This window comes from Nocardia jiangsuensis (genome assembly GCF_042650385.1).
In the GTDB taxonomy this organism is placed as follows: Bacteria; Actinomycetota; Actinomycetes; order Mycobacteriales; family Mycobacteriaceae; genus Nocardia; species Nocardia jiangsuensis.
Window position 1 is genome coordinate 239,798 of sequence record NZ_JBHSAX010000005.1, and the last position, 16,235, is coordinate 256,032.

Genomic DNA, 16,235 nt, shown 5'->3' on the forward strand with positions numbered 1-16,235 from the left:
CATGACCGACTTGGACATCGAGATCGACGACAAAGGGATTCTGATCCCCGAGGCCGAGCAGACCGCGGTTTCCCTGCTCGGCGGACTCGCGCAGATCCGAGTTCCGGGTAAGACGACCCGGGACTCCTTCACAGTGGTCGAGCACACCGGAAAGCGCGGATACAACACGCCGTTGCACTATCACCACATCGAGGACGAGGTGTTCATTGTGCTCGATGGTGCGCTGCGCATGGTCTGTGACGGCAAGGAGCAGCTCGCCGAGGCCGGGACGACGATGGTCATCCCGCGGATGATCGCGCACGGATTCGTCGCGATCTCGGACGAGGTCAGGTTCCTCACCATTCACTCGACGCCGGAGCTGGGCAACAAACCCCAGTTCGACCTGTTCCTCGCGGCCGAGATGCCTGCGGCGCACGCGGCCCGGACGCCGACCGAGGGAATCGGCCCCGATCTCGACCACATCATCGCGCTCGGTACCACCTACGGCTACAGCTACGCCGGTCCTGCGCCGATGCCCTAGCGCCGGTCCTTGCCCATCGACCAATTCCCCCTCGGACAGAGAGAGAACTATGCGGTTGAGTCTCGCATCACTTGTATTGTGCGTCTTCGGAATCACCACCGGCGAGTTCGTCATCGCGGGGATCCTGCCCGACGTCTCCGCAGACCTGGATGTGTCCATTCCGGCCGCGGGACTCCTTGTCACGGCCTACGCCATCGGAATGATCGTCGGTGGGCCGACACTGACCGCGCTCACCACGCGGTTTCCCCGCAAGCCCCTGATGGTGACGCTGCTGATGGTCGCAGTCCTCGGCAATATCGCATCGGCTCTCGCGCCCGCCTACGAGGCCCTGTTCGCGGCCCGGGTTCTCACCGCGCTGGTGACCTCGACCTTCTTCGCCAACGCGATCGTCACCGCGGTCTCGACAGCACCGGAAGGTAAACAGGCCTCGACGGTGTCGAAGCTGGTCTTCGGCATGAACATGGCGATGATCCTGGGCGCGCCACTGGGCACCTTCATCGGTTCCCAGTACGGATGGCGTGCCACCTTCGCCGCGGTAGCCGTAGTCTGCGCGCTCGGATTGCTGCTGGTGATCCGGCTGGTGCCCGCCGTGGCGAACGCAGGCGGGTCCGCAGTGGCCGAGATGCGGGTATTCCGCAGTCGTGATGTGCAGTTGGCGATCGCGATCACCGCGATCGCCAATGCCGGCGTGCTGATGGTGTTCACCTACTTCTCGCCGCTGCTGACCGATGTCAGCGGTTTCACCAGTGGCTCGGTCGCCGGCTGGCTGCTGGTCTACGGTGTCGGGGCGACCGTGGGCAATCTCATCGGTGGCCGCCTGTCGGACCGGGCTCTGATGCCATCGCAGATCGGGTTGCTGACCTTGTTGACCGCAGCGCTCTCTGTCATGTGGCTGGTCAGCGCAAACGTCTTGCTCATCGCGGTGATGGTGTTCGTCCTCGGCGCACTGGGCTTCTCGGTGATCCCCGGGATGCAGTCACGGGTGCTGAGTACCGCAGCGGCCGCGCCGACACTGGCCATGGCGGTGAATGCGTCGGCCTACCAGCTCGCGGCCGCCTTCGCGGGCTGGCTGGGTGGACGGGTCATCGACAGCAGTGGCCTGCGATCGGTGTATCTGGTCGCGGCGGCTGTCACCGTCGCCGGAATTGCCCTGAGCGGGGTGGCGTGGTACCGCGATCGCCTTGCTGCCGAGGTCGACGATACGAAAGCGGCCGTGGCATGAGGCAATCATCGAAGGCCGGCGCACGCGCAGCCGCGCTGGTGAGCGGCAGTTGGGCCGAGGACAATCTCGGTACCCCCGGTCTGGTGTTCATCGAAACCGGCAACGAGCAGGCGGACTATCTGCACGGCCACGTGCCGGGCGCGGTATGGATCGGTTGGTCGGAGTTCCAGGATGATCCGACGCTGGGCTTGATCGAGCCGCACAAGTTCGCAGATTTGCTGTCCGCGAAAGGGATCAGCAACGACGACACGGTGGTCATCTATTCCGTTGCATCAAATCTGCTGGCAGCACTGGTCTATTGGTATTTCACCTACTACGGCCACCGGTCGGTGAAACTGCTCGACGGCGGTCGCCGCAAGTGGATGCTGGACAAGCGTCCACTGTCCACGGATACCCTCGCACCTGACCCGGCGGTCTACCACGTGCCTGCGCCGGACCCGTCGGTGCGTGCCGGGCGCGACGAGGTCCTCGCCGCGATCGGTGCGGCGAGCATCGTCGACGTCCGAACCCCGGAGGAGTACAGCGGCCTGCTTTTGGCGCCCGCCTTCGCTGGACCCGCCTTCGCGCCGGGCAACAGCCCGTACGAGGTCGCCCAACGGTCGGGCCACATTCCGGGAGCGGTCAATCTGCCGTGGGACGCGGTCGTGAATCCCGACGACACCTTCAAATCCGACGACGAACTGACCGCACAGTTCGCCGGGCTCGACGTCGAGGCCGGCGTGATCACCTACTGCTGGGTTGGTGCTCGATCAGCCCATACCTGGTTCGTACTCCGGGAATTACTCGGCTACGACGACATCAAGAACTACGACGGATCGTGGGCCGAGTACGGATCGTTGCTCGGCGTCCCGGTCGAACGCTCGACACAGAAGGGAAGCCGGTGACTGTAGGCAATCTCCACGGCAAGGTCGCGCTGGTGACTGGGGCCAATTCAGGTATCGGTGAGGCCGCGGCGAAGATCCTTGCCGCGCGCGGAGCCGGTGTCCTGCTGGCGGCCCGGCGAATCGACCAGCTGGACCGGGTTTGCGCGGAGATCGCCGAACTCGGCGGCAAGGCCGTCAGCGTCGCTACCGATGTCACAGTCGACAGCGATCTCGAAAACGCCGTCGCCACTGCGGTGGACCAATTCGGCGGGCTGGACATCGCGTTCAACAACGCCGGCTCACTCGGCACGATGGGACGTGTCGCCGAGCAAAATCCCAGCACGTGGACTGCCGACGTGAACACCGTGCTGACCAGTACCTTCCTGTCGATGCGCCACGAGATCATGGCCATGCAGCGCCGCGGCGGCGGTGTCATCATCAACAACGCCTCACAGCTGGGCGTCGTGGGATTCGGCGCAGGTATCAGCGCATACGTCGCCGGCAAACACGGCGTGATCGGGCTGACGAAGGCCGCGGCCCTCGAGTATGCCACCCAGAATATCCGGATCAACGCGGTGGCGTTCGCGTCGGTGGATACGCCGATGTACCGGTCCTCGGTCGGAGCCGACGAGAACACTGCGGCGATGTTCCGTTCCCTGCATCCACTGGGCCGTATCGCCACTGCCGAGGAAGCGGCCTCGTCGGTCGCCTACCTCGCGACGGAGGAAGCGGGATTCTTCACCGGCTCGGTGCTGGTGATGGACGGCGGCTGGACCGCCCAGTGACAGGCACCCCGTCCCGGCACGGGTGCCGGTTCGGAGTCATGCTGTATCCCGACCAGACTATTCCCCTTCTGCTCGAACGAATCCGTTGGCTCGACGAGCTGGGGTTCGATCAGGTCTTCCTGCCCGACCACAGCGGCGATCTACGGGATCGAAACGGACAGTGGTTCGACAGCTGGTCGGTGCTGGCCGCCGCGGCGGTGAGCACCCGACGAATCCGCCTCGGCATGCTTGTGGCGAATCAGATCCTGCGCCCACCGTCGCAGCTGGCCCGACAAGCCATCACTATCGACCACGCCTCCCACGGTCGCTTCGAACTAGGGCTGGGCGCTGGGCTGTTCGCGTGGGACCACCACAGCGTCGGCGAACATCCTTGGTCGCCCGGGCAGCGGATGCGGCGGTTCACCGACTATGTGGCGATCGTCGATGGCTTGCTGTACGCGCGGGAGGAGATGTTCAGCTACACCGGAGACGAGCTCTGGGTGAGCGATGTTCCCACCGCCCCCGGTTCGTGGCAGTCACCCAGGTTGCCGCTCATCGTGGGAGGTCAGTCACCCACGGTCCTTCGGGTGGCGGCAGCGACCGCAGACGTGTGGAACACCCATGGTCCGCCCGGGGCCTCCGATATCCAGACCCTGCAGGCTACGGCGGAGCAGACCCACAGAATCGACCACCTCGCCGAAGCCGCAGGTCGCGATCCGGCGATGGTCCGCCGGTCGTACACGATCTTCGGGCCGTGGGATCCGCGCTGGGGTCGGCACAGCTACGAGGAGATCTTCGACCGTTTCGGTGGGATAGGGATAACGGATTTCGTCCTGGACTGGCCGGCCCCTTCATGCCTCGACGAGTTCGAACGCGTCGCGCGGGAGGTGCTGCCCGAACGCCGAACTCGTGGCTGACGGCGACGACTGTCGTTCCAGCCCTGGGAACTTCGGCCGTGGATCCGTGCAGCAGTCCCATACCAGTCTGGGCCCCGTGCGCGCGCCTGGTCGCAAAATCGCGTCGGCACGGTTACCGGGTGTAGGTCACTCGTCCAAGATCGCCGCTCGGCGGACACCGGGACAACGCCCGCGGTACCGGCGGAGGTTCTCCGGTCTTTCACAATGCCAGTAGGGCACCCGAGGATGCTCCATCGTCCTCGGATCGGTGGAGCGCTGTCGGCCGGTGCGCTGCTGCCGACGCGGCCGAGAGAGACGGGAAGTTTCGGCTCTGGTGATCGGAGTACAGGCGGCGCCGCCGCGGCGAATCGTATCGCTCATTCGAACGGGTCTCCTCCGCCGCGACGGCGCCGCTCTCGGAGCGGCTCGCCCCGTAGAGCATGGCTGTTCTCCCTGCCCTGTTCACCGATTCCGACGGCAGTGTGAACGGCCTGGGCTTTCTGCTCAGTTCCTGAGCCGGAGGTCGTAGACGAGTCCACCCAGGTCGCTGACGGTCTTCTTCGCGAGCTGGTCGACATCCGACGGGTCCGGCAGTTGGTACCAGTCGTCGTACTGCCTGCCGTCGAGGTCGTGGATGAAGCCGATGAGGTTGAACTTGGTGCGCACGTCGACGAACGCGGAGAGCTGCATCCGGGCGCCACCGGCGCTGAAGTAGGCCACCAGGTACGGATCGAACGTGGTTTCCTGGGTTCCCGAATTGACGGGCAGGTCGTATACGACCCCGCCCAGATCCTTCTTCGTCTTCGCGATGACCTGGTCGAGAGCCGAAGCGCTCGGCAACTGGAACCAGTCGTCGTAGAGGTTGCCGTCGAGGTCGATAACGAACTTCATCAGTTCGATCTGGCGGCCCGAGTCGACGAGGGCGGAGACCTGCCTCCGGCCGCCGTCGAGACTGAAGTACTTCACCAGTTTCGGAAGTGGATTTGCCATGGCGATTGCTCCTTCTGCGTGTTGTGACCCTTCGGCTCGGTCAGGTGGTGCAGGCGCGGGCGGGACCAGCCGGGGTTTTTGTGACGGGCAGGATTGTGGCGCCATCCGCCACCATGTGGGCGTGATGGACACGGTGGCACCGACATGCCGGCGCGTGATCGCTCGACTCGCGTACTCCGCGACGACCCGGATATCGGCTCGATTCGCTGCATGCGCCCGAGAGAACAGGGTTCTGGGTGAGTGTGGTGTTCGCTTCGAGCATCTCGCAGTGAGAGAGCGTGCGTGCGGAACCAGTATGCGTTGACTTGTGCATCTTTTCAGCAGGATCGGTGCTAACGAATCGGCTACTGTGGTGTGGTCCGAGCCTGCCCTGATATCGGGCCCGGAGTCCGGATTCTGGCCGACCTCCCATTCAATTCGATTCTTTCTGGATGGAATTGACGTAATCTGGGCTGTATTCGAGCCGAGGTGCGTTTACGGGAGGGGGTCATGCCCTGGTGAGCCGAGGATGTACGAGGAATTGCCTGACCGGTCGTGCATCCGCACTTGCACTCCGCCGGTTCGGCGAGGGCTCGTTCGCGCAGGGTGGCGAAGATGAGGGTCCTCAGGATGCCCGGGGACGCGCACCTGTGAGCAGGTGATCCGTCGGCGAACCGGTATCGGGTCGGCTCGTGCCCGGTGGCGAGTTGCGGGCCGAGTTCGTGGTGGTCATTGTGTATCTCCTGCGTCTGGGTTGCGGGGTGGGCAGGGAATCGAGATCGGTGCGGCGGATCTGTCGCGGGAGCGGTGTGGTCGCTTGCACAACCGGCACACGGCATTTGCCCAAGGCGCAGCCCGCGAGGCGGTTCATCTCTGCACCACGGCCACACCGAGACCCTGTGGGCGGCGGATGTCGACATGCTTCGCCCGATACGGGTGCACCGGCCCGTATGGTCACGGCGATGGCGCACCGGTGTTCTGTCCGCTCCGCGAGCCTACGAGCAACTACCGGTCATGCGATCCACCCCACACGGTGTACTCACCTGGCAGAACCACCACCAGCTTCCCGCCGAACCGCCCGCTCGACAGATATACGAAACCCGAAGCACAGCAACATAATCTGGGTATAGTCCGGCAGCAGAGACCGGCCTCGGTGGCGGTGGGCATGTCGGCAGGGCACCGATCTCGGCCTGGTTGACCGTGAGCTGACGGTCCAGGCGGCGGACGTCGGCGACCAGGTCCTTGCACAGATCGACACGGACACGATCCGACAGGGTCCGGGCCCGGAACCCGCGCAGCACCGCCGCGGCGGTATTCGCGCTCAACCCGGTCGCGGCACCACCGATGAGCGGTTCACGCAGCAGGGCGCGGAGCTGGTTGACCGTGCGGGTTCGGCTCGAAGACAGATTGTTCCGGCGTTCGTCGAGCATTTCGCAAGGCGTCGCAGTGTTCGTCGGAAACGACCGGACGTGCGTCGCCCTGCAGCGCGGCGACGCAGGCTGCGACGGCGTCGATCCGGTCGTTCTTGCGGCGGCCGCCGCGCGACAATTCCCGGACTCGCGCTGTCGCGGTGGTCGGCACGTCCAGCACGATCTCGCCGCGGGCGATCAGCCGGCGGGAGAGGTGACGTCCGAGCCCGTCGGCGTTCTCCATCGCCCGCCGCCGCTGCGGCCACCGCTCCGCCCAGGCGATCAGCCGCCGGTATTCGGCGAGGGTGGCTTCGATCCGGACCGAGCCGCGATCGGCGTTGGTGGCCGGGTCGACCGCGGTCGCGGTATGGGTGCTTCTGTGGGATCGACGCCGATGACGACCATGAGCGAGGGCTCCGTTCCGTGGAGTCCGATTGGGGATCCGCGGCGGACAATCCGACTTCGAGAACCTCGTCGTGACAGGTCATGCATCTCTTCGGTCACACCGCGGACGCGGGCCGGGTGGCCGAGACACCCCCGCTGAGTCAACCGCGATAGTCGCCGGTGACAGGAACCTCAGGAGTCACACCACCCGGGTGCCGGTGCTGGGGGAGATGGAGAGCACGCCGGAGCTCGGTGTCGATGATGTGATGCTCGTCGTGGCGGTGGGCGTCGACCTCCTCGCCGGGGAGCTGGGTGCGGGTGCATGCGCTGCAGGCATCCACTCCCCGGCGCGGCATGATCGCAGTGACGATCGAGGCCCATGGCTCACAACGGCTTCGTCACAGCGCGGACACGATCGCGCACGCTGTGCTGCACCGGGCTCGCACCGAGGAAGGCTTCGACACCGAGCAGGCCGTCACGCAATGCCACGGCGAACTCGACTTCATCTCGCGCCGGCAAGCGCTGCTGGCACCCGGGGCGACCTCCCGCATACCTGACCGGGGCGCATCCGCATCATCACCGCCGTGCTCATCGCGATGGACGTGGCGGTGCACGAGATCGACCCGGACCGCACGACTGCGCATGCGGAGTTTCGCGGCCCCCCGCAACCGGGAACGCGCATTCGATGCACTGCGCGACAGGTGGCTACAGCCTGGCCGTGGCAGCACCGGACAGTGTGTCACTCGCCCATCGAGCGGCGCGTGAAGACGATCTCCCCGATCAGCACCGGGAGTTCCCGAAGGCTGATCAGCTCCACCCGAATTCGGGGTCCGCGTCGGGGTGATTGCCGATGCGGGCGCACTCGGCAGAACCGTAGCGTCGACGTCATGTTGTTCGATACGGTCCGCCGTCGGTGTATCCACGGCGCAATGATCTCCGCAGTGACCGTGGCTGTCGCGGTGGTATCGGCGTGTACCTCATCGCCGACGGTTGTCGAGCGGCCGGGTGCGGACCACGATGGCGGAATCGAGGTGATCGCCCAGGAACGCCTCGACGAACGCACCGTCGATCTCACCGTGCGGTCGAAGGCCCTCGCGCAGGACACCGCGGTTCGGCTGCTCACCCCGACCGGCTGGCACGACCGCACACCGGAGCGCACCTGGCCGGTGCTGTACCTACTGCCCGGCGGCGACGGCGACCACACCAGCTGGACCACCGATACCGACATCGCCGGCGTAGCGCAGCTCCGAGACGCCCTGATAGTGATTCCGGGAATGCCGATGTTCGGGTTCTATTCCGACTGGGACGCCGACGGGCCGAGAGTAGAGTCCTTCCACCTCGACGAAATGATTCCGCTGCTCGAACGCGACTTCGGGGCGAGCCGGAAGCGGGCGATCGCGGGCATCTCGCAAGGGGGCTACGGCGCCTTGAAGTACGCCGCCCTCCGGCCGGGTGTGTTCGGCGCCGCCGCCAGCTACAGCGGCTGGCTGCACCCGCTCCGGCAACCCGAGGTGGTCCTCGGTGCGGCCGCCTTCCTCGGTGTCGACGGCTTTGCGCTGTGGGGTGACCCGGTACGCGACCGCACGCGATGGGCAGCCAACGACCCTTACCTTCTGGCCGACAAGCTCGTGGGAATCCCTCTCTATCTATCCAGCGGTGACGGCACCATCGGCGAATTCGACCCCCCGAATCTGCTGCGCGAACCCCTCTTCCCCGAAATCGACAGGCTCGCCGCCGATTTTCCCGCCGGAACGGTCGATCTGACCGAGGCGGTCATGGGAGAGAGCACCCGCCTGGTCGCCGACCGATTGCAGGCATCGAACGCCACCGTGACCACCCACTTGACCCCCGGCACCCACAGCCCACCGTACTGGCACGACAATTTTCACCGCTCGCTGCCGATCCTGCTCGAAGCGCTCGGGATCCGGCGATGACGTGTTGTAATCAGTGACCAGGCTGGTGGTGCCGTGGCGGGCGTGGTCGTGGGTGCGGCGTTCAGGCATGAGCGGCATCATCGGTAGCACCGGCTGGGATCGGTCCAGCGCCTGCATCTGGGACTTCTCGTCGACGCACAGCACCACGGCCCGCTCGGGCGGGTTGTGGTAGAGCCCGACGAAATCGACCACTTTTGCACCAACAGCGGATCGGGGAGAGTGCGGATCCGTCGATCCAGGCCGATGGTCGATCTCGACAGCCCGGCCCGCTCGGCCATGGAGGCCCGTGACCAGTGGGTGGCGCTGCGCGGGGTCTGCTCGAGTGTCAACGCGATAGTGCTCGAACCGGTGCAGCAGTATCGACGGTGGCCGGTTCGGGCGCGGTTCATCGGCTGACGAGACCGTGTTCGATGAAACGGCGGCGCCGCTTCGCCACGGTCATTGGCGTTCGCCGCACCGGCCTCGGCGCACCCGGCACGATCACGCGTACGCCTACGTCGACGTTGCCGCCGACACCGTCAACTCAGGCACCTGCCTCCTCATCCCCACGACAACGGGGCTGGTGCACGAACAGGTGACGGTGTGGTCTGCCCCACTGCCAGGTTCCAGTCTCGGTGGCTAACCGACAGCAGGAACGGGTGTGTTCTCGGAGAGTAGTTCGTACTCGATCGGGGTGCGGTAGCCGAGGGCGGAGTGGCGGCGTCGGCAGTTGTAGAAGATCTCGATGTAGTCGAAGATCGCGTTGGCCAGTTCGAGGCGGGTCTTCCATTTCTTGCGGTCGAGGAGCTCGATCTGCATCGACGACCAGAACGATTCGATCATGGAGTTGTCGAGTCCGTCACCGACCGTCCCGAACGAGGGCAGTAGTCCGGCCGAGCGAGTCTTGTCACCGAAAACCCAGGACGTGAACTGACTTCCGTGGTCGGCGTGCACGATCCCACCCGCTGCGGGCCTCCGGTTTCGAATCGCCATATCCAGGGCGTTGACGACCAGGGTGGCGTCCTGGCGGGAGTCGATGGACCAGCCCACGATCCGGCGGCTGTAGGCGTCCAGCACCGCGGCGCAATAGACCCGTCCTTCTCGCGTGCGGTGCACCGTGATGTCGGTAACCCACAACTCGTTGGGCCGCAGCCGATGGAACTTGCGGTTGACCAGGTCACCCGCGGTCACCACACCCCGGAGATTCTTCACTCTCGCAGAGGCCGGCAGCCCGCGTATCCCGGCCGGCGTCATCAGGACCGACACAGTGCGGGAGCAGACTTCGACGCCCATCGCCATGGTCAGTTCGGCGTGGATCCTGCGGTAGCCGTAGGTTCCGCGAGTGGCGACGTGGACCTCGCGGATAAGCCCGGTGAGCCATTGGCGCCGCGGCTGCTGGGACGAGGTCGGGGTGCGTTTGGCCTTGTAGTAGTTCTGGCGGGCGGCGCCCAGGACGCGGCAGGAGCGGTCGACGGGTGCTCCGGCTGCGACGAGGCTGTCGATCACCGGGTAGAGGCGCTTTTGGGCCGGAGATGTTCTCGGCGAGGAAGTTCGCGGCGTGGCGGATGATCGCCAGCTCGGTTTCCAATTCACGGATCCGGCGCCGAGCCGCTCGCAGTTCGGCCGATTCTTGTGATGGTTTGCCCGGGCGCAGGCCGTGGTCGACATCGTCCTGACGCAGCCATTTCGAGGGCGTGACCGGGTGGATGCCGAGCTCGACCGCGGTCTGCTTGGCGGGCTTGCCTGCCCGGACCAATGCGATCGCTCTGGTCCGGAACAAGGTGGGGTAAGCGCGTGGAAGGGAGATCAGCCTTTCGGGAAGGCTGTCGGTTAGCAACCGGAGTTGGAACCCGGGAGGTGGGGCAGACCACACCGTCACCCGTTCGTGCACCAGCCCCGTCTGCAGGTTCGATCACTGTCTGCGACTCGTCGTCTGCAACCCAATGTGCTGCCGCGACCGAATATGATGCGCGACAACGTAAATCGCCGATGCCGGAACAATCCAGTTGAAAGTTCGAAGTGTCTCTATAAAACCAACCGGCCTCGTTGAGAACTCTAATGGCAGGGAATCTGCGGTTCGGCTACCAGTAGCTACCGATCAACTGTCATGATCGATAGGCAGGTCGTTCGAGGGGGTCGCGGATGAAGCCGGCTCTGTTCACGGTGGCTATTTGCTGGAGGGGTGGGGTGTCGGACTCGGATCGGGATGCAGCGAAGCCGCTGTCGCTCAACTCCTTGCACCCGTACCTGTCGGTGGTTGTACTCGAATGCACCGGACATGACGTTGTGTCGCAGTTCGCCATCTTGGAAACTTTCGTCTCAACCATGCCGCGGCGGCGGGCGGGGCGCACCGTTGAGACTGTCGCGGCGATCAGGTGGGGATCAGATGTCCCGGATGCGGATGTGCCCCGAGACATCCTGATAGGAGACGACTTCAGTGAATTGGCGGGATTTGTGCGAAGGGTCGAATCGTCGCCGAGCTGGGCGAGCGAGGAGTTGGGACTCCGCGACATCGAACATCTGCTTGTCCTGATGCTTCGGCAAGAACGATTGGTCGCAATCTACGCCGACGATGCCACTACCCAGCGTCTGCAGCGCTGGCTGAGCAAGGCGCCACGGCCGCAGTGGAGGCGCCTACCGGCTACTGTTCTTGAGGCGGCCCTACTGAGTGGGGAGGTGAAGGGGCTGTGGCTGCAGGGCACTCATCGGCGCCGTTCATCGAAGCCCGACTCCAAGAATATCGTCGGGCTGGACCTGCGGGATGCACTCGATCCCGCCCACGACTCATCGTTTGCTCTACGTGCAGCGCGAGCGGACCTCAAGGACAGTCCTGAGCGGACTGCATTCAAGGGTAAGGTGGGAACCACACCCGCAAATTCTGCGGTCTGGTCGTCTGAGCGCACCGCATCCTTCCGTCAGTATGTCCGGGCAGTCTCCGAATTGTTGACTCTGATCAGGAAGGTGATGGCAGAGGGGTCCACGGTCGTGACCTCGCTGCCGATCCTTGCCCGCGAGACCCTGGATACGTCTGCGGTGCGGGACGCGTACGCGGTCACGGTCTTCACGCCGGAGGGAATCGCGAGTCTCGCGCAGGCCGACATCGCACGCACGGCCGAAGCCGATTTGATCCAGCATGCGATACATGATGTGGTCGGCGACCCGAGCTCGCCGGCTTTCCAGCTCGAAGTGGGTATCGATGGCTCGATCGGGGGCACGCTTGGGGTCACACCGGTGGAAATCGACGGTCGCTTCCGCCTCGACATCGGCATTCGTGGCGCGCCCAGCGATATCTCGCGAGTAACCCCCGTACGTGACGCATTGAGCAGTGGGGATTCGGTCACGGTCTACTACAGGTCCGGCCACGCATTCGTCAACAACACATTTTATACCGCACCCATCACGACTGCACGCTTCTCGAATTGGAGTTTCGAGGACTTCGGCGGCTATCGAATCGACCGGGAGAAGCCGGATGTCAGGGGTGATCAAGCTATTCACGACAGCATCGGACTGGACGGTGACACGTCACTGTTCGCCTGGGTGCTGAATCATTACGGCGACGGATGGCTGATCTGTGACGACGGATCGGGCGAAGTCGCCGACTTCCTACATATCGCTGATGATGGAGTTCTTACATTCATCCATGTAAAAGCGACCGACAATGTCAGTCCGCTGCGGCGTATCGCTGTCGTCCCCTATGAGGTAGTTGTCAGTCAAGCTGTCAAGAACTCGGTCTACGCCGATGCGGACCTCCTTGCGAAACGATTGCAGGTGCCTCGCATCGCGCGGCCTGCCGCGTGGACCGAAGGCAAGCGCGTGCCGGACCGTAGTGAGTTCTTGGAAGTTCTCGCTGCGCGCGACGCGACCGATCGAACCGAGGTGGTCGTGATTCAGCCGCATGTGAGCGAGCAGAGCTATTGGCGTGTCCGACGTTCGAATAGTTCCTCTCCGTCCAACGAGCTCCTGCGGCTCTACTTGCTGGAGCGGCTGCTGACCAGCGCGCGGTCCAATGTGGTCGCCTCGTGCGACGAGTTCACGGTCGTCGGCAGCGCGGTATGAGATCGGATAGTCAGTTTGGTCGTCGCCGCCCGAGGGCGCGAGAGCTCGTCACCCCCACACCGTGGCGGCACCGCCCTGAGCGGGCGGCGCACAACCGAGTCCGCGCCATCGGCCTCCACACTCGCGCCCCGACCTCTCTGACCCATACTCTGACGCTCCAGATCGCGCTGCGCACGATGATGCGCTGCTCGATCCTGACGACGTCGCCGTCGGTACCACGGTGCGTTTCCGGCGCTCCGCACCGGACCGCATCGTGCGATCACGCACACCGGCGCACCCCGCGATCATCTCGGTCGCCGAGTTCACCGAAGCCCAGCTCGCCCGCCGGCACCGCGTCAACCAGTCTCGAGTACAGGCGGCTCCGCGTGTCGCCCGGAGCAAGCGCGCCTACCAGCTCCGCAGTCGCATCCGTTGCTCGGGATGCCAGCGCCGGATGCAACCGCAGGCGGTGCGCGAGGTGATCTACTACCGATGCCGTGCCAGAGACCTCGCCCCCGCCAGCCCAGCGGCGGCCGAGCATCCGCCTACCGTGAATCTGCGCGAGGACCGCTTGGTGCCCGCGATCGATGGCTGGCTGGCTACCCTGTTCGACCGCGAGAACCTCGACGCCACCGTCGCGACCATCGTGGCCTCCCAGCACGATGCCAACGACGTCCACCGCGAACAGCTCCAGCAACGGCTCCATGCAGCCGAAATCAGCGTCCAACGCCATCTCGCCGCGATCGAGGCCGGCGTCAACCCGCACAGCCTGGTCACGGCAATGAGCAAAGCCCACGCCGAGAAGGCCACCCTGGAACCCGAACTCCAGCAGATACCCAAGCCGGTCACGCTGACCGCGACAGAGATCCGCAAGCTGATCGAGTCACTCGGCGACATCCGCACCGTGCTGCGAGAAGGAGAGCCGGAAGACAAAGAAGCCCTGTACAGGGCATTCGAGTTGGAAGTCCTCTACCAGCACCAACACCACAGGGCGACGATTTCGATTTCGCCCTGTGTGGTTACTGAACGTGTCCGGAGGGGGACTTGAACCCCCACGCCCTATACGGGCACTAGCACCTCAAGCTAGCGCGTCTGCCATTCCGCCACCCGGACCGGTGTGCCCAGCAAGATTATCGGATGTGTCGGCGGGGACCAAATCGCTCTTCGACCTGGAATGATCGGCTTGTGACCGAGGTGCCGAGCAGTGATCGGGTGCGGGGATCTCTGCTGGGCAGAGCGGCGGGTGACGCCCTCGGCGCACCGATCGAGTTCTGGGATCTGGCGGAGATCGCTACCGGTGCGGGACGAACTTCTTCCTGCGTGATCGGGCCGCGCTCGGCGCGAGGTATCCGTTCGGGGACTGAGCGGTGCGGTCACACCGTCTTCGTGACGACGGCGCGGGCCAACTGCCGGACTGCCCGCCGCGACCGCCGCTAAGGTCGGTAGGGAGACGGTTTCCCGCGACGCGAGAGGGTTTGCGAATGAGTGTCAGTCTGGCCAAGGGCGGCAATGTGTCGTTGTCGAAGCAGGCGCCGAATCTGACCGCGGTCGCGGTCGGGCTCGGCTGGGACGTCCGGTCCACCACCGGCGTCGACTTCGACCTCGACGCGAGCGCCCTCGCGACCGGCGCCGATCACAAAGTGCTCTCCGACCAGCACTTCATCTTCTACAACAACCTGCGGTCGCCGGACGGCAGCATCGAGCACACCGGCGACAACCTCACCGGTGAGGGCGAGGGCGACGACGAGACCATCAACGTCGACCTGGCGGGCGCCCCGCCCACCATCACCAATATCTTCTTCCCGGTCTCCATCCACGACGCCGACGCCAGGCAGCAGTCCTTCGGGCAGGTGCGCAACGCCTTCATCCGGGTGGTCGACCGCGCCACCGGCGCCGAGCTGACCCGCTACGACCTCTCCGAGGACGCCTCCACCGAGACCGCGATGGTCTTCGGCGAGCTGTACCGCAACGGCGCCGAGTGGAAATTCCGCGCCATCGGCCAGGGGTACGCCTCCGGGCTGGCCGGGATCGCGCGCGACTACGGGGTCAGTATCTGACCCGGATCGCGTAGACCAGCGCCCCGAGCGCGAGGACGCCCGCGCCCGCCGCGATCGAGGCGGGCGGCAGGGCGAAGGCCAGGGTGCCGCAGCCGATCAGGCCGAGCGCGGGGACGAGCCGGGCGGCGGGGCGCAGGGTCGAGGCGGCGGCGTTGGCGACGGCGTAGTAGGCCAGCACCGCGAAGGACGAGAAGCCGATGGCACCGCGCAGGTCGGTGCAGGCGGCCAGGACGGCGACGACGGCGGCGACGGCCAGTTCGGCGCGGTGCGGGACCTCGTAGCGCGGGTGGACCGCGGCCAGTGCGGGCGGTAGGTGCCGGTCGCGGGCCATCGCGTAGGTGGTGCGGGAGACGCCGAGCAGCAGCGCGAGCAGGGCGCCGAGCGCGGCCAGCGCGGCGGTCACCCGGATGACCGGCGCCGACCAGGGGAGTCCGGTGGCGCTCGCCAGCTCGGCGAGCGGCGCCGCGGCGTCCGCGAGCCGCTCGGGGCCGAGCACGGTGAGCGCGGCTACCGCGACGGCGACGTAGACGAGCAGCGCGGTGCCGAGCGCGATCGGGACGGCGCGCGGGATGGTGCGCGCCGGGTCGCGGACCTCCGCGCCGAGGGTGGCGATCCTGGCGTACCCGGCGAAGGCGAAGAACAGCAGCCCGGCGGCCTGCAGGACGCCGTAGGGGGTGGTGTCCGAAGATACTGCGAGCCGGTCGAATTCGGCCGCGGGAGCGGAGCAGGCGACGAGTGCGGTGAGCACCGCGAGCACGATGCCGACGATCACCCGGGTCAGCAGCGCGGATTTCTGGATCCCGCGGTAGTTCACGGCGGCGACCGCGAGCACCGCGACGACCGCGACGGCGTGCGCCCGCTCCGGCCAGAGGTAGCTGCCCGCGGTGAGCGCCATGGCCGCGCAGGAGGCGGTCTTGCCGACCACGAAACCCCAGCCGGCCAGGTACCCCCAGAACGGGCCGAGCCGCTCCCTGCCGTAGACGTAGGTGCCGCCGGACTCCGGGTAGCGCGCGGCCAGCCGCGCCGACGAGGTCGCGTTGCAGTAGGCCACCGCGGCCGCCAGTGCCAGCCCGAGCAGCAGCCAGGAGCCCGCGGCTGCCGCGGCGGGGGCGAGCGCGGCGAAGATGCCTGCCCCGATCATCGCGCCGAGGCCGATCACGACCGCGTCGAACACTCCGAGCCTGCGCCTCAACTCCACGGCGC

The 16,235-nt window shown here is 65.9% G+C and carries 14 protein-coding genes, 1 tRNA gene and 2 pseudogenes; 11 read left to right on the forward strand and 6 right to left on the reverse strand.

Features of this window, described 5'->3' with window-relative positions:
• Position 1: 1 nt before the first annotated feature.
• From ACFO0B_RS06315 to ACFO0B_RS06335, 5 genes are read left to right on the forward strand one after another with little or no spacing between them, the layout of a single operon-like run.
• Positions 2 to 520: a cupin domain-containing protein gene (locus ACFO0B_RS06315; RefSeq protein ID WP_378611345.1), complete on the forward strand. Its 519-nt coding sequence runs from the start codon at positions 2 to 4 to the stop codon at positions 518 to 520.
• 49 nt (positions 521 to 569) lie between these two features.
• Positions 570 to 1,742, forward strand: a complete 1,173-nt coding sequence (locus tag ACFO0B_RS06320; RefSeq protein WP_378611346.1) for an MFS transporter — start codon at positions 570 to 572, stop codon at positions 1,740 to 1,742.
• A complete protein-coding gene (locus ACFO0B_RS06325; RefSeq protein WP_378611347.1) occupies positions 1,739 to 2,626 on the forward strand; it encodes a sulfurtransferase in 888 nt (295 codons plus the stop codon). Before ACFO0B_RS06320 ends, ACFO0B_RS06325 begins: the two co-directional genes overlap by 4 nt.
• The gene (locus tag ACFO0B_RS06330) at positions 2,623 to 3,390 is read left to right on the forward strand and encodes an SDR family NAD(P)-dependent oxidoreductase (RefSeq protein ID WP_378611348.1); all 768 of its coding nucleotides are present in this window, start codon (positions 2,623 to 2,625) and stop codon (positions 3,388 to 3,390) included. The genes ACFO0B_RS06325 and ACFO0B_RS06330 overlap by 4 nt, the downstream gene beginning before the upstream one ends.
• A gap of 38 nt (positions 3,391 to 3,428) precedes the next feature.
• A complete protein-coding gene (locus ACFO0B_RS06335) occupies positions 3,429 to 4,286 on the forward strand; it encodes an LLM class flavin-dependent oxidoreductase (protein ID WP_378611349.1) in 858 nt (285 codons plus the stop codon).
• Between the two features lie 483 nt (positions 4,287 to 4,769).
• Here the strand turns inward: ACFO0B_RS06335 and ACFO0B_RS06340 are convergent, their stop codons facing one another.
• Together ACFO0B_RS06340 and ACFO0B_RS06345 are read right to left on the reverse strand one after the other, a co-directional pair.
• The gene (locus ACFO0B_RS06340) at positions 4,770 to 5,255 is read right to left on the reverse strand and encodes a hypothetical protein (RefSeq protein ID WP_378611350.1); all 486 of its coding nucleotides are present in this window, start codon (positions 5,253 to 5,255) and stop codon (positions 4,770 to 4,772) included.
• A 1,160-nt stretch (positions 5,256 to 6,415) separates the two neighbouring features.
• Positions 6,416 to 7,048: pseudogene (locus ACFO0B_RS06345) on the reverse strand (IS110 family transposase); the annotation flags it as partial.
• A gap of 866 nt (positions 7,049 to 7,914) precedes the next feature.
• Between ACFO0B_RS06345 and ACFO0B_RS06350 the strand changes: the two are divergent.
• The gene (locus ACFO0B_RS06350; RefSeq protein WP_378611351.1) at positions 7,915 to 8,961 is read left to right on the forward strand and encodes an alpha/beta hydrolase; all 1,047 of its coding nucleotides are present in this window, start codon (positions 7,915 to 7,917) and stop codon (positions 8,959 to 8,961) included.
• 18 nt (positions 8,962 to 8,979) lie between these two features.
• On the opposite strand, the pseudogene ACFO0B_RS06355 reads toward ACFO0B_RS06350, so the two are convergent.
• Positions 8,980 to 9,176: pseudogene (locus ACFO0B_RS06355) on the reverse strand (IS630 family transposase); the annotation flags it as partial.
• Positions 9,177 to 9,204: 28 nt separating this feature from the next.
• On the opposite strand from ACFO0B_RS06355, the gene ACFO0B_RS06360 reads away from it, so the two are divergent.
• Positions 9,205 to 9,357: a hypothetical protein gene (locus ACFO0B_RS06360; protein ID WP_378611389.1), complete on the forward strand. Its 153-nt coding sequence runs from the start codon at positions 9,205 to 9,207 to the stop codon at positions 9,355 to 9,357.
• Positions 9,358 to 9,579: 222 nt separating this feature from the next.
• Here the strand turns inward: ACFO0B_RS06360 and ACFO0B_RS06365 are convergent.
• Positions 9,580 to 10,747, reverse strand: a protein-coding gene (locus ACFO0B_RS06365) for an IS3 family transposase (RefSeq protein ID WP_378611386.1) whose coding sequence is annotated in 2 segments (ribosomal slippage) — positions 9,580 to 10,474 and positions 10,473 to 10,747 — 1,170 coding nt in all. Because the reading frame shifts where the segments join, the coding sequence is not laid out codon by codon here.
• A 335-nt stretch (positions 10,748 to 11,082) separates the two neighbouring features.
• Here ACFO0B_RS06365 and ACFO0B_RS06370 point away from each other — a divergent pair.
• Positions 11,083 to 12,996, forward strand: coding sequence for a hypothetical protein (locus ACFO0B_RS06370; protein WP_378611352.1), 1,914 nt, complete (start codon positions 11,083 to 11,085; stop codon positions 12,994 to 12,996).
• Positions 12,997 to 13,216: 220 nt separating this feature from the next.
• On the forward strand, positions 13,217 to 14,023 hold the full coding sequence (locus ACFO0B_RS06375; RefSeq protein WP_378611353.1) for a zinc ribbon domain-containing protein: 807 nt from the start codon (positions 13,217 to 13,219) through the stop codon (positions 14,021 to 14,023).
• Here ACFO0B_RS06375 and ACFO0B_RS06380 read toward each other — a convergent pair.
• Positions 14,005 to 14,088: transfer RNA gene (locus tag ACFO0B_RS06380), tRNA-Leu, on the reverse strand. The two genes, ACFO0B_RS06375 and ACFO0B_RS06380, sit on opposite strands and share 19 nt — an antisense overlap.
• Before the next feature lie 24 nt (positions 14,089 to 14,112).
• Here ACFO0B_RS06380 and ACFO0B_RS06385 point away from each other — a divergent pair.
• The gene (locus tag ACFO0B_RS06385) at positions 14,113 to 14,412 is read left to right on the forward strand and encodes an ADP-ribosylglycohydrolase family protein (protein ID WP_378611354.1); all 300 of its coding nucleotides are present in this window, start codon (positions 14,113 to 14,115) and stop codon (positions 14,410 to 14,412) included.
• 44 nt (positions 14,413 to 14,456) lie between these two features.
• Positions 14,457 to 15,032, forward strand: coding sequence for a TerD family protein (locus ACFO0B_RS06390; RefSeq protein WP_233017091.1), 576 nt, complete (start codon positions 14,457 to 14,459; stop codon positions 15,030 to 15,032).
• Here the strand turns inward: ACFO0B_RS06390 and ACFO0B_RS06395 are convergent.
• Positions 15,022 to 16,230 carry an APC family permease gene (locus tag ACFO0B_RS06395; protein ID WP_378611355.1) on the reverse strand — a complete coding sequence of 403 codons (1,209 nt, stop codon included), beginning with the start codon at positions 16,228 to 16,230 and terminating at the stop codon, positions 15,022 to 15,024. The genes ACFO0B_RS06390 and ACFO0B_RS06395 overlap by 11 nt on opposite strands.
• Positions 16,231 to 16,235 lie beyond the last annotated feature (5 nt).